Genomic DNA, 12,576 nt, shown 5'->3' with positions numbered 1-12,576 from the left:
TTCGATATATCGAGTGATATAATACCTTAAATTTATTACTGTACCAATATAAACCATTAATGTAAAAGTGATAGAATGTCACTGTAAAATATCAGGGCATCTCTAAAAACCATAGATTTAGAGGTGCCCATTAGGAAGGTAACATGACACCACAAGAAAAAGAGATGGAAATGATGAAGTCTGAGATCACAAAAGAGATCAGAGCGATCTTTAAAGCCAACATGAAGATCTTTGACTGGGATATTCCCGAAAATGACGACAGGAAATCCGCAGAGTTGATCAGCGATGTAATGCAGAAAGCGATCGATGAACTCAAGCAAGAAATTTCCGACGGAAAGTTCGATCAATATTAATACAAGGAAAACATTATGAGTAACAGCAATTTAAAACATCTGGAAAGAATCAAAGAGAACATCGACAAGTCGGATGTACTGAGCGAAGAAGAGAAAAGCAACTCTATGAAGCATATCGAGGAGTGGTATGCCGAAGACCAGGCATGGGGTACATTCATTAATGAACTGGCAAAGATCTCTCCAAAGGTCGAAGCGATACTTGCCGAACTCGGCCTGATCTAAACACACTAAAATATAGAAGGATAAAAAATGATGGAATTTATGAAAAAAGCAATGGACTGGGTGCTTGAAAAAGAGCAGGATGCGGCGAAAGACTGCCATGCCAATCCTGAAGATATTGAAAAACAGATCAAGCTGATAGAAGAGAAAAAATCCATTCTGGAAAAGAAATATCAGGATGATATAGCCGAATTTGAACATATACTCAATCGTCTGCATGCCATCAAGGCCCAGAGCCTGAAGTGTAAGACCAAATAGCCTGCATAAAAGTATGAAAGAAAAGAAGATCGGCTTCATTGAAGCTTTCAGTATCGGTGTGGGCGGTATGGTGGGCGGCGGCATCTTCGCCGTTCTCGGACTTACTATCGATCTGGCAAAAGGTGCCGCGCCCATAGCTTTTGCCGTGGCAGGTTTCATCGCACTGGTCACCGCCTATTCCTATGTCAAACTCTCTCTGCGCTACCCAAGTGAAGGCGGGAGTATCGAGTTCATCGTCCAGGCTTTCGGCAACGGCCTCTTCTCCTCCATCATCAATAACCTGCTGCTGATATCCTATGTCATTATGCTGGCGCTTTATGCCTATGCTTTCGGCAGTTACGGTTCGGCACTTATAATGGGAGACGATGTCATGTGGGTGCATAAGGCTCTGGCAGCGGGTATTATTCTATTTTTTATGACTATCAATATGATGGGTGCCTTTCTGACAGGGCGCGCTGAGGATATTATGGTCTTTGCCAAACTTGCCATACTTGCCGTCTTTGCCGCAGTTGGGACTTCAACCATAGATATGACCCATATGGCACCACAGGAGTGGATGCCTATGCCTTCTGTCCTTACCGGAGGGCTTATCATCTTTTTGGCTTATGAAGGATTCGAACTGATCGCAAACACTGCCAGAGATGTTGAAAACCCGGAAAAAACACTTCCAAAAGCCTATTATTCCGCCGTAATATTCGTCATTATCCTTTACATATGGATCGCAATGGTCACAGTCGGGAATGTCTCTTTTGAAGAGGCAAAGAAGGCACAGGATTATGTGCTTGCAGTTGCTGCAGAGCCCTTTTTCGGAAAGGCGGGTTTCATCGTTATCGGTATCGCTGCCTTGCTCTCAACCGCTTCGGCGATCAATGCGACACTCTACGGCGGAGGCCGTACCAGTTATCTGATCGCAAGGTATGGAGAACTTCCCAACCATTTTGAAAGGAAGTTCAAAAATGGCTATGAAGGAATGATCATCATTGCCCTGCTGGGGATCATCTTTGCAACCTCTTTCAGCCTTGACAATATTTCGGTAGCAGGAAGTTTCGGTTTTCTTGTTGTCTTTTCACTGGTGAACTTCGCCAACTTTAAACTTTACAGAGAAACCGGTGGCAACCGTTTGATATCAGGATTCGGTACTCTGCTCGGCCTTAGCGCCACAGGAGTACTCATAGGCTACAATATGATCCATTCCCCCGCTTCGCTCATTACAAGCGGTATCGTAATTTTTGCGGTATTTGTTTTTAGTTTTACCTATTATCATCTCAAGAAGAAACGACTTGCTCCATACCTTGATAAGGCATTGGAAGTAGAAGAAGAAAGTGGCGAAAAGCGTTAGGCTTCCTTCGCTGCAAGATCTACACCGTAGAAATCTTTAAGTTCATTGTATAGATCGGGGAATTTCTTTTTCAGACTGCCCGGTGATTCGAAGAAGCGTTCACTGATCACAGCAAAGAACTCCGCTTCGTTCGTTGCCGCATATTCCCCTATGAATTTATAATCACCCCAGTCCCTGTTCTTCATGGCAACCTTATTCAGCTTTTCGAACTCTTTGTAAAGTACATTGGTCCACTCATGGTATTTGGAGCGTTCCATCGGCGGAACACCGTCTATCTCTCCGTCCATGAAGTCGATCTCATGGGCAAATTCATGCACAATGACATTCTCTTTTCGGGGATGGTAGGCTTCACGTTTGGCATCATGCCAGATAATGACAACGGTATCGTTCGCAGACTGTCCGTCAATGAGGAATTGCTCTTTTGAGAAGATGCCGCCGTTATTCTGTACTCTGTCTATCATGACAGGATGATTGTAGATAATGATATTCTTTAAATTATCGTAGCAGTTCTCTGTGTCAATATGCAGCAAAAGCAGGCAGGCATAAAAAGAAATGACCACTTTCATCTCTTCTGTAACTTCCAGCTTTGCACCGATAAAATTTTTGGTGTTCATAAAACGGAGTATGGAGCGTTCTATCTTCTCTTTTTCTTCAGAGCTGAGATACTGGTATTGTTTGATGCGGGAGAGGACGCTTCTGTCCTCTTCCTCAAAAGGCATTGCGGCAATACGCTGTAATTCTTGCTTTTGACGATACCATTTGATAAGCCAATAGCCCAGAATCGTCAGGCCCAGAAGACTGACAAAGAGGAGAAGATTGAGATAATATGATGCCAAATCAGTGATTATCCAGCGTCTTGAAATAATGGAACATTGTGATAAGGCCGAAGAACGGACCGAAGATGTTAAAGACCGGTACAAAGTTGAAAAGAACCGTCACGAAAGCAACAAACCAGATAGTCCCACTGTGTTCTTTCAGAATAGATTTGTCCACATTCTCATGTGTTAATGCTGCGGCATCGTAACCCATAGTATCCTTGATCAGCCATATCCAGAGTGCGATCTGGATAAAAATATTCAGTAGCGGAACAAAAAGAAGCGGAAATGCCAATATGGAAAGTCCAATGAAGATTGCACTGTCCTTGATAGTGTACCGTGTTGTTTTAAACACATTGTCTCGAATGACTTTATCTTCGGGAAAATGTTCTATCTCGATCAGTTCGATCAGTGGTTCACTGAATATGCTTGCAAGAAAGACCAGACTCACTACGATAGCATTGTAAATGATATAAAAGCCTATCAGAAAGGCGATACCCTTCTCTACTGTTTCAAACGGCAGCCAGGTAAGCAGTTGCAGGAACTGATGGTAAATATAGCTTCCTTTAAAGAACCATATCAGACCCCAGAAAAGTGCAGAGCCGACAAGCATCAGTACGGAAAAGGTACTGTATTTCTCTTTGGAGACCTTACGCAAAATAAGATTACCGAAAAAAGCAAAGATAAGTGCAAAGGTGATCAGTGTCATCTGGAACCACAAAAAGGTCGAAAGCATCCATGCTCCGTTTGACCGGAGCATGGAAAACGGTACCATATCTATGATCTTGCTGCTGAAGTTGATCAGACCATCCCATACAAGTATACCGATCCCCAGCCAGACCAGAGAGACGATAACTCCGCTGATCGTGACATATTTCATAGTCCGCCAAGTAAGGATCTCTTTGAATCCAAAGAAGATCGAGTTCATTATATTATTCATCAGTTTTCCTTTATATTCTAAAACATGAACATATTGAATATTCCGCCAAAAACAGTCGATACCAAAGTCAGGAACCCAAATATCACTATCATGGCAGGAATTGAAGCCAATGCCAACTTTATTAATAATACCACTAAATCCATAAAAGGTATGTCAATTCCTGAAATAACTACTTTTTTTTCTTCTTCCATTGTTTAATCTCCTATGATTTTTTTAAACTTGTTTTTTATGTTTTGTTCAAATTTTTCGATCAATTTGGCATCTGTCTGAATTTTAATGACACGTTTTGTGGTTATACGCAAGAGTATTTCAATGGCAAATGCCAGTACAAAAGCACCAAACATGTAAAATGCGATCATAGGCATTTCTTTCATACTCGTATAGTAAAGTGTCAAGCCGGCTATAGCGAACATACTCAGTGCTGCGCCAAGTACCACATAGAAATTGGCACCGGTCTCTTTGATACGGAGCAGATGACCCACATGGGTCAAACCCTGTATGACCAGTACAACCAATGCCGCGATCGTAGTAACCTGTGAAAGATTCAGAAAAAGGATCATCGGTATGACCAGAAGCCCTGAGATGATGAGTCCTTCAAATGAATGAAATACATTGTAAGTATAATTCTCCGGAAGATCTCCGTCTTTTGCCAGTGTATAACCGATTTCCGTTGCGGCATAGAGTGTTGCATTGATCGCGGAAGCGGTCGCCAACAGTGCTGTGGCTGCCATAACCTTGAAACCTATGGCACCGAAGATCGGTTCAGCAGCCTGTGCCAGTGCATAATCTTTTGTCCTGATCACTTCTGCAAGCGGAAGATTTCCCAGTACTGCAATACTTGTCAGAATATACAGTATCCCAACGATCAGAATGGTAATGATCATAGCACGCATCATCGTTTTTTTGGGGTTCTGCATATCTTCTACCGTATTGGTGATGACGCTGAAACCCTGATAGGCGAAAAAGGTCAACCCTATCGCAAAAAGCATACTCTTGAACGGCGGCATATTTTCAGTGTCCAAAAGTTTTGGATCTATGTAAAAAAGGGCAACACCGGCAAAAGCGATCAGGATAGTCACCTTGATCACTACGATCACATTCTCGGATCTGGCAACCAGTGAAGCGCCGATCAGGTTGATGAGAATGAAAAGTCCCATTACTCCAAGCGCAAAAATGTTTTCCGACATCGTTCCACCATGCACAAAGGTACCTGCATAGGCACCGAACGACTTAGCCACAGCAGCAATGGCGATGAGCTGGGAAAAATAGAAGAGCACCCCTGCACTTCCAGAGAAAACACCCTCACCAAAGCCCTGTACCAGATATTCAACTATACCGCCACGCGAAGGATAGGTGATCGCAAGCTTTGCAAGAGAATATCCGCTGAGCAGTGCCGCTGCACCGCCGAATATGAAAGAGAGCCAGACCAGATTACCGGCGATGGCACCTGCCTGTCCTATAACAATGAAAATACCGGCACCCACCATGGAGCCGATACCGAGAAATACTGCGGACCAAAGTCCGAAAGCTTTTCTATTGTTGATCATCTTTCCACATTTTATCAAATAGATTTGCACCCATTACCAGAGCCAGTCCGTCAAAGAAGAGGCTGAAACCTACTAGCAGACCGATAAGCAGTATGGAGGTATGCGGCCATCCGATGACGAATATCATTGCCATCAGCAGTGAGAGAATGGCATTGAATGTCCAGATCCCCCATCCTTTATTGGGGTAAAAAGAGGCAGCCAGTGTAAATCCACTGAAAGCATCCATAAAAAAGTAGATGGAAAAAAGAAGTCCCAGGGTAGCGATACCTCCGGCCGGGTTGACAAGCATATAGACACCTACCCCAAAGAAGATCAGTGTTTTAAGCCATCCTCTCCAGTCACCGGCATCACTTTTATAGGTAAAATACCCTACAAGGAATGCACTTATCAACAGCATCCATGCCACGAAGACCACGGTGGTCAATGATGCCGCCACAGGGAACATCGCTCCCAGAAAACCTATGACCATCAAAATGACACCAACGGTCTTTGCATTTTTTTTGAACACTTCGAGCTGTTCGATCTCTTTGGGTACTTTCCACATATTTATCCTTTAAATACTGTAATGTTGACATTATAGGACTCAATGTTAAACATAAAGTAAACATCTCAGATAAGGAGAAATGGGACGGATAATATGACAATATGACATATTTTTATTTTTTTGGGCTGACTTTGTGTATGATGAGAAAAAACGGAGGGAAAAATGGAAGGTATGATCAAAGTAAGCTATACCGTAATGTGCAAGAATGACGTCTATATTGAACTGGAGCTGAAACAACTCCTTGAAAACGAAAAAGTGCTCAAGGCGATCAAAGGCGAATTTGCCAAGGGACTGCGTAACATCGATGTGCAGAGCAAGGAGAATACGGAGATTCTCATTAAAAGTCACAAAAGCATTTATGATTTCACTGCGAGCAAGAATGATTTTGCAGACCTGCTGGAGCTGGCCGAAGAGGATGCACGCAAACATAAACGTCTGAAAAAAGAGTGTGATGGTGTAGAACTGGTGGACATTGTTACAGTAGATTAGCTATACTGCCACTATGGCAAAGAAAAAGAAAAAATATCTGATAAAACTCAACAACAAAATACGAAACTACTTTAACGGACTCCCTTTTGACGAGGGCATAGCCACACTCGATGAAGGTAAACTTGCGGAACTGATAATGCTTCTTGAGATAGACCTTGATTCGCATGAAAAAGAGGATATGGTACGCGCTTTGAGGCGTGTCTGGAGTGAGGAAGGTGCCGGGACCCGTGAACTGATCGTCTCCTATCTGACACAAAGCCACAAAGCCGTACATAAGAGCAGACGCAGTGCTCCTCTGGACAAAGTAGAAAAAATACTGCAGATTCTTGACGAAACGGAACACAGCAGGGAAGAGGAAAACCAGATACTCGATGCTTTCATCGATGTCAGAAGCGCAAAGATAACTCCTGATAAAGTCGTAGGGAAACTGCATTATTTGCGTATGAAAGGAAGACTTACTGCGCTTGAACGCTCTTTGGATGTTGAATTCAACTCACTCAATGAAATGGAATTCTACCACTCTTTCATTTTTAAACTCAAAGCCTTCGACTTCAACAAACTGCTGCAATGCACTACACCTCCCCTGCCTTTGGATGAGATGTGGGAAATGTCCGATGAGAAGATACTTGAAAGACTCAAAGAGATCAAAGAAGAGACCATTGCCAAACGTACTCAGGAGATAGAGCAGTTCTTTACTTCCATTCTTGAACACGAACACCCCTACCTGAACGAAGAGCAAATGGCCGAGGCTCTCAAACACATGCCGCCGGAACTGGAACTGCACCATGCACCGCTGCCGCTTTCGCTCATAGAAGGTCTGCTGCACAGTATCAGTGAAAAATATGAGGTTTTTGAGAGTACGGACCATATCATCATTGAAAAAGAGAAGTTTCATGATCTTTTTAGTACCACCCTCTTCTACAACACGTCGGTCTCCTATGAAAAACCTTTTCTCTATTCTCTCATCTGGCGCGGTGCCCAACTGCCTGTCAAAGAAGATCTCAACCGTGTCAATGATGACCTCCTGGCACATTTCAAGGTGGCCATAGGCGACTTGCTCGAAGAGATGAAAGAGATGAGCGCAAAACTTACGGTAGAAGATGAAGTGCTGCATGAGTTCATCGTACGTTTCGTCGAACCTCAGATACGTGCTTCACATACCCTGAAGTTCAAAGAAAAGAGCAGACGTCGTGTACTGTTCCATTTTGGCGAATATATCAAACCGCTTCTGGAGAAACAGAAACGCGAAGAGCTGCTGGCTAAGACCATTCGTGACTTCAAGAACCTTTTCCCTCTGGCACGAGAACTTAAACGCAAGATCGTCTTTCATGTGGGGCCGACCAATTCGGGGAAAACCTACACTGCGCTACAAGAGCTGAAAGAAGCCACAACAGGCTACTATCTCGCACCGCTTCGCCTGCTTGCACTCGAAGGCTATGAGAACCTCAAAAAAGAAGGCGTACACGTCTCTCTCGTAACAGGGGAAGAAGAGATCATAGACGAGGAATCCACCCATATCTCTTCAACCATAGAGATGATGAACAATGCCGTCGATGTCGATGTCTGCGTCATAGACGAGATACAGATGATCTCCGACCGCGACCGCGGCTGGGCCTGGGCGAACGCACTCATAGGGGCACCGGCCAAGAAGGTGATACTCACCGGTTCCGCCAATGCACTACACGCGGTGGAAGCACTTTGCGAATACCTCGGTGAGGAGCTGGAGGTGGTACACTTTGAACGCAAGAATGAACTTGTAACAATGAAACACCCTCTTTCCATGAAAAAAATAGAACCTCAGACCGCAGTGGTAGCCTTTTCAAGAAGGGAAGTCCTTTCCCTCAAACAGCAGCTCTCTGAAAGATACTCTGTCTCGGTGGTGTACGGAAACCTTTCACCAGAGGTCAGACGCGAAGAGGCACGACGCTTCAGAGAAGGAGAAAGTCAGATACTGGTCTCGACCGATGCCATCGCCATGGGGCTCAACCTGCCTATCAAAACACTCCTTTTTGCCAAAGACAACAAATTCGACGGTTTGCGCCGACGTGAACTGCTCCCTACGGAAGTACAGCAGATCGCCGGACGGGCGGGACGCTACGGTTTTGAAGAAAAAGGCTATGTCGGTGCTCTCGATACTGCCGCACTCGATACTGTCAGCAAAGCCTTCCATGCACCGCTTGCAGACATCGAACTGCCTGTCTCGGTCATGGCAAGCCTCGAGCATGTCATGCTCATAGGAGAGATCCTTGAGACAGAGAACATTACCACCATCCTGGGCTTCTTTGCGGACAATATGGAGTTTGACGGTCCCTTCATGGCAGCCAATATCGACTCTATGCTGGAGATCGCCGCCATAGTGGATGAGTATGACCTTGACCTGAAAACACGTTTCTACCTCTCCTGTGCTCCGGCAAGTATTTCCTCGCCTTACATCGAGTCGGTCTTTCATCGCTATATCAAACAGATCGAAGCGGGCAAAAAGGTACGCTATATACCGCCAAGAGACCTGCCAAAATTTGCCCAGACGAACGATATGCTGCTCAATGCCGAAGACCGGGTACGGGAGATCTCTCTCTATCTCTGGCTGAGCTTCAAGTTCCCCAATATGTTTGAAGATACTGAAAAGGCTATACAGGCACGTGTTAGATTGAACAATTACATAGAAAACTCTCTGCGCCAGGGTCACTTCACCAAACAATGCCGAAAATGTGGAAAGGTCCTCGACTTCTCCTACAGGTTCTCCATTTGTGACAGCTGTCACGCACAAGGGAAAAGAGGCTCCTCTTCCCACTCCTGCAGAGGTGGATACCGGGGAAGAAGAAAAAAATAGATTTTAACTATATTAAATAATATTAGGATTAATAATGCGAATTCACCTTATTTTATTGGCTTCGATCACTTTCATTCAGGCTGACTGGAAATCCGATATGCTCAAACAGGGTACCGAACTCTATGAAACTACCAGGAACAAAACAGTAGAACTCTACAAAGAGCTCAAACCTTCCGAGTTGAGCAAGGAAGAAAGTAAAGCAGAACACATGAATACACTCTGGGATGAATTGCTGCCAGACCTTGAAAAAGGACTGGAGTATACAGACAAGCTTGAAAAAGCCCCCGACTCTTCCTGGATCGGTTCAGACAAGAAAGATATTCAGGAAGATCTCGACAAGGTATTCAACAGGATCATCGATACCCTCATCGAAGATGATTTTCTCTCGTATAAAAAAGGGATCAACAGCCTTCGACAGGATATTGCCGCCAACAAGAACACGATCGCATTCTACAGAGAAAAGAAGATCTCTGCACCTCTGCAGAGCAAGATCAAGACCACCAAATCGGAATATGCCGGGAAGATCGAAGCATTGCAGGAGGAGAACAAAAACAATGAGATCCGTATCGGGCAGATCAAACAGAAGCTCATACAGCAATTCTCCGACATCGGTGTGAACCTGACGCCCGAGCAGATCAATGTACTTTTGACGCGTGTGGACGGGGATGATATCATTCAGATGGCACTGATGATGGATGTGCTCAAGCACATTACCCAGCAGATCATGGTACTGATGAAAGAGAACAGTGAAGACCTGAACTATGCCAAGAAATACTACGGCCTGCACCTGGTCTCACTGGAACTGGTCGTCTATATTCAACAAAACTACATCGATAAAGTAGATAATCTCTACATCCCAAAGATAGACAATATCATGTTCGAGGCAAAAAAAATGGTTGCAGAGACAAAAAGACTTGCCGCATCGGAAGCGAGTGAGAGACGCAGAAGTATTTACGAAAAGAATATACAGGCACAGGAACTGACGGCCCATGTAGCCGAACTTTACAGGCAGGACCTCATTACCTCAAAGGTCAGTATGATCAATGCACAAAAGATCACACAAAAGAACCTACAGCTGGCGCGCAATACCTACAAAACCGTAGTGCTGAGTGCGGACCTTTACGAACTGATCTCGGAGAGTCAACACATGTTCTCGGAGGTCAGCAAGATACAGGTTCCCAACATCGTACCCTTCGAGAATATGCAAATACAGAAAAAATACTATGAATTAACGAAACTAATAGAAAAAAAGTAGCTGTACTCTCACATTATATCCAAAGGGCTTGCCACCCTGCCCTTGTTCATTTCGGGTTCAATAGTAAAAATCTTTGCCCTGAACGCAGTGAAGAAATGCCCTTGGAGTGTATATTGACATATTTTTAGAAATAAACAGATATTTTCTATGTCTGTTTATTTTAGATTTTATAAGTAAACTGGTATATAATGTTCCTTGAATAAATAGATGCGACGTTTCCGCTTCGCTACAACATCGCATCGGCCGCGCTGCGCACTGAACGTGATCCCTTGCCATTTGCTGGTCTCCGCTTCGCTACGTCCATCAAATGCCAGGATACACACATCAAGTCTGCTACCAGAATACCCTTCGGGTTATTCTGATATCATACTGAATGGCGATCAGCGCGGCCGTTATGTAAAGGACGCATTATGCACAGAAGTGAATTTTTAAAAGAATTAAAAACACTATTTCCTGAACTTACAAAAACTATAAACAAACAAGAAGGTTTATTATCATTAGAGATAGATGAATTTAGAAAGTTTACTAATTATGCAGTTGGAAATAAAGATAAAAATACCGTCAATCTTTGTTATGAACTAGCTGAAAAAGCTTATTTAACTGGAAACAGAGAATTAAAGGCATTAATTAACACTGAGTTTGTTGAGTTTTTAGATCTTCATCACAATGAATGGGCTTGGGAAATGTTACCTGTTATCCTTAAAAATCTCTATTTAGACTTTTATGGATTAACACCTCAAGAACAATTGAAATCTAAACGAACATTTGGTTAAATGAATTTTTGAGTTTCTATAACTACATAACAAATATGTGGAGACCAATAATTTACCCTAGTGGGAAAATTATTGTTCACGAAAGTCGTTATACTACACTTTAGTAAAAGACATAAAAGGCAAGGAATGAATTTTAACTCGTTCCACAGCTCCAGCTGTGGAATGCTTATCAGACTCCAAATAGCAAAACTAACTTCATATAATCCATAAAACGCTATACTAAATTATGGGACGCAGTAGATATAAGATATATGAACCAACACATCCACACTTTTTAACATGTACAGTACTACATTGGTTGCCACTGTTTACAAACCAAGAGAGTGTACAAATCATTATAGACTCGTTAAGTCATTTACAAAAAAATGACAATATGATTATCTTCTCTTATGTGATATTGGAAAATCATTTACATCTTGTAGCTAGTAGTGATGACATAAGTAAAACCATGCAGAAGTTTAAATCTTATACTGCCTATGAATTGTTAAAATTATTAGAAAAAAATAATGCAACAACATTGCTAAAACAGTTTGCATTTCATAAAAAAGCACATAGAAAAGAGAACACTTACCAAATATGGGAAGAGGGATTTCATCCTAAACTTATACAGGGTGAAAAAATGATGTTTGAAAAAGTAAACTATATCCATCAAAACCCAGTTAAAAGAGGATATATTGATGAAGCTGAACATTGGAGATACTCTAGTGCTAGAGATTATAGTGGTGTTGATGGCTTATTGGAGGTAGAGAGATTGTGGTGAGTTTAAATACTGATATGCATTCCACAGCTGGAGCTGTGGAACGAGTAAAAAAACATAACAAGTACTTGGAGAGCAATAGTTTACCCTAGCGGAGCATAGGGGTCAGGTGACAATAACAACTTGCAGTAAAGTAGACAGTAGTATACTGCAAGAGCTCAAAACAGCCTCTTCTTTGGTGGAAGCTCCCAATATAGACAGGAAACCTGATATCAATAAACTTACGAAAATATTTTCGAATATACAAGATAAAAAAGAGAGAAACAGGCAAATCGTAAAAGCATATGACAAAGGCTATTTTCAGCATATGATCGCTAAAGTATTGGGTATATCACAACAGGCAGTGAATGGGATTATTAAGAGGAACAGGAAATGAGTTGTTATTGTCACCTGACCCCTATCTCTCTATCTCTGACCCCTATCTCCCCTATCTCCATACTTTAAAAACTTAAGATAA

The 12,576-nt window shown here is 42.8% G+C and carries 15 protein-coding genes; 10 read left to right on the top strand and 5 right to left on the bottom strand.

The annotated features are described in order from the left end of the window. The first annotated feature begins 143 nt into the window (after window positions 1–143). The 4 genes from SUN_RS05350 to SUN_RS05335 are packed head-to-tail and all read left to right on the top strand — an operon-like array spanning window position 144 to window position 2,169. Window positions 144–353, top strand: coding sequence for a hypothetical protein (locus SUN_RS05350; protein ID WP_041672701.1), 210 nt, complete (start codon window positions 144–146; stop codon window positions 351–353). A gap of 15 nt (window positions 354–368) precedes the next feature. Beyond that, a complete protein-coding gene (locus tag SUN_RS05345; protein WP_041672700.1) occupies window positions 369–575 on the top strand; it encodes a hypothetical protein in 207 nt (68 codons plus the stop codon). A gap of 27 nt (window positions 576–602) precedes the next feature. Next, complete coding sequence (locus SUN_RS05340; protein ID WP_041672699.1) at window positions 603–830, top strand: hypothetical protein; 228 nt, start codon at window positions 603–605, stop codon at window positions 828–830. Between the two features lie 13 nt (window positions 831–843). Next, entirely contained in the window at window positions 844–2,169 is a 1,326-nt protein-coding gene (locus tag SUN_RS05335) for an APC family permease (RefSeq protein WP_011980724.1), read from the top strand. On the opposite strand, the gene SUN_RS05330 is transcribed toward SUN_RS05335, so the two are convergent. The 5 genes from SUN_RS05330 to SUN_RS05315 are packed head-to-tail and all read right to left on the bottom strand — an operon-like array spanning window position 2,166 to window position 6,015. Further along, on the bottom strand, window positions 2,166–3,005 hold the full coding sequence (locus SUN_RS05330; RefSeq protein ID WP_011980723.1) for a zinc-dependent peptidase: 840 nt from the start codon (window positions 3,003–3,005) through the stop codon (window positions 2,166–2,168). The two genes, SUN_RS05335 and SUN_RS05330, sit on opposite strands and share 4 nt — an antisense overlap. 1 nt (window position 3,006) lies before the next feature. Continuing rightward, a complete protein-coding gene (locus tag SUN_RS05325) occupies window positions 3,007–3,924 on the bottom strand; it encodes an EI24 domain-containing protein (RefSeq protein ID WP_011980722.1) in 918 nt (305 codons plus the stop codon). 17 nt (window positions 3,925–3,941) lie between these two features. Beyond that, window positions 3,942–4,115: a hypothetical protein gene (locus SUN_RS13650; RefSeq protein WP_011980721.1), complete on the bottom strand. Its 174-nt coding sequence runs from the start codon at window positions 4,113–4,115 to the stop codon at window positions 3,942–3,944. A 3-nt stretch (window positions 4,116–4,118) separates the two neighbouring features. Beyond that, window positions 4,119–5,471, bottom strand: coding sequence for an APC family permease (locus SUN_RS05320; RefSeq protein ID WP_011980720.1), 1,353 nt, complete (start codon window positions 5,469–5,471; stop codon window positions 4,119–4,121). Beyond that, the gene (locus SUN_RS05315) at window positions 5,458–6,015 is read right to left on the bottom strand and encodes an HdeD family acid-resistance protein (protein WP_011980719.1); all 558 of its coding nucleotides are present in this window, start codon (window positions 6,013–6,015) and stop codon (window positions 5,458–5,460) included. Before SUN_RS05315 ends, SUN_RS05320 begins: the two co-directional genes overlap by 14 nt. Window positions 6,016–6,177: 162 nt before the next feature. Between SUN_RS05315 and SUN_RS05310 the strand changes: the two genes are divergently transcribed. The 6 genes from SUN_RS05310 to SUN_RS05285 all read left to right on the top strand — a co-directional run bounded on the left by SUN_RS05310 (window position 6,178) and on the right by SUN_RS05285 (window position 12,495). Continuing rightward, complete coding sequence (locus SUN_RS05310; RefSeq protein WP_041672697.1) at window positions 6,178–6,504, top strand: hypothetical protein; 327 nt, start codon at window positions 6,178–6,180, stop codon at window positions 6,502–6,504. A gap of 13 nt (window positions 6,505–6,517) precedes the next feature. Then, entirely contained in the window at window positions 6,518–9,334 is a 2,817-nt protein-coding gene (locus SUN_RS05305; protein ID WP_011980718.1) for a helicase-related protein, read from the top strand. A 34-nt stretch (window positions 9,335–9,368) separates the two neighbouring features. Further along, complete coding sequence (locus tag SUN_RS05300; protein ID WP_011980717.1) at window positions 9,369–10,589, top strand: hypothetical protein; 1,221 nt, start codon at window positions 9,369–9,371, stop codon at window positions 10,587–10,589. Between the two features lie 410 nt (window positions 10,590–10,999). Next, window positions 11,000–11,362 (top strand): DUF7674 family protein, encoded by a 363-nt coding sequence (locus tag SUN_RS05295; protein WP_011980716.1) that lies wholly within the window; start codon window positions 11,000–11,002, stop codon window positions 11,360–11,362. Window positions 11,363–11,588: 226 nt separating this feature from the next. Further along, window positions 11,589–12,122: an REP-associated tyrosine transposase gene (locus SUN_RS05290; protein WP_011980715.1), complete on the top strand. Its 534-nt coding sequence runs from the start codon at window positions 11,589–11,591 to the stop codon at window positions 12,120–12,122. A gap of 106 nt (window positions 12,123–12,228) precedes the next feature. Further along, entirely contained in the window at window positions 12,229–12,495 is a 267-nt protein-coding gene (locus tag SUN_RS05285; protein WP_011980714.1) for a helix-turn-helix domain-containing protein, read from the top strand. Window positions 12,496–12,576 lie beyond the last annotated feature (81 nt).

This window comes from Sulfurovum sp. NBC37-1, assembly GCF_000010345.1.
Taxonomy (GTDB): Bacteria; Campylobacterota; Campylobacteria; order Campylobacterales; family Sulfurovaceae; genus Sulfurovum.
This window is presented reverse-complemented; position numbering and strand designations above follow the sequence as displayed.

Coding starts and splice junctions, on each gene's coding strand:
- SUN_RS05350 (WP_041672701.1), top strand. CDS start 144: ATGACACCACAAGAAAAAGAGATGGAAATGATGAAGTCTGAGATCACA.
- SUN_RS05345 (WP_041672700.1), top strand. CDS start 369: ATGAGTAACAGCAATTTAAAACATCTGGAAAGAATCAAAGAGAACATC.
- SUN_RS05340 (WP_041672699.1), top strand. CDS start 603: ATGATGGAATTTATGAAAAAAGCAATGGACTGGGTGCTTGAAAAAGAG.
- SUN_RS05335 (WP_011980724.1), top strand. CDS start 844: ATGAAAGAAAAGAAGATCGGCTTCATTGAAGCTTTCAGTATCGGTGTG.
- SUN_RS05325 (WP_011980722.1), bottom strand. CDS start 3,924: ATGAATAATATAATGAACTCGATCTTCTTTGGATTCAAAGAGATCCTT.
- SUN_RS13650 (WP_011980721.1), bottom strand. CDS start 4,115: ATGGAAGAAGAAAAAAAAGTAGTTATTTCAGGAATTGACATACCTTTT.
- SUN_RS05320 (WP_011980720.1), bottom strand. CDS start 5,471: ATGATCAACAATAGAAAAGCTTTCGGACTTTGGTCCGCAGTATTTCTC.
- SUN_RS05315 (WP_011980719.1), bottom strand. CDS start 6,015: ATGTGGAAAGTACCCAAAGAGATCGAACAGCTCGAAGTGTTCAAAAAA.
- SUN_RS05310 (WP_041672697.1), top strand. CDS start 6,178: ATGGAAGGTATGATCAAAGTAAGCTATACCGTAATGTGCAAGAATGAC.
- SUN_RS05305 (WP_011980718.1), top strand. CDS start 6,518: ATGGCAAAGAAAAAGAAAAAATATCTGATAAAACTCAACAACAAAATA.
- SUN_RS05300 (WP_011980717.1), top strand. CDS start 9,369: ATGCGAATTCACCTTATTTTATTGGCTTCGATCACTTTCATTCAGGCT.
- SUN_RS05295 (WP_011980716.1), top strand. CDS start 11,000: ATGCACAGAAGTGAATTTTTAAAAGAATTAAAAACACTATTTCCTGAA.
- SUN_RS05290 (WP_011980715.1), top strand. CDS start 11,589: ATGGGACGCAGTAGATATAAGATATATGAACCAACACATCCACACTTT.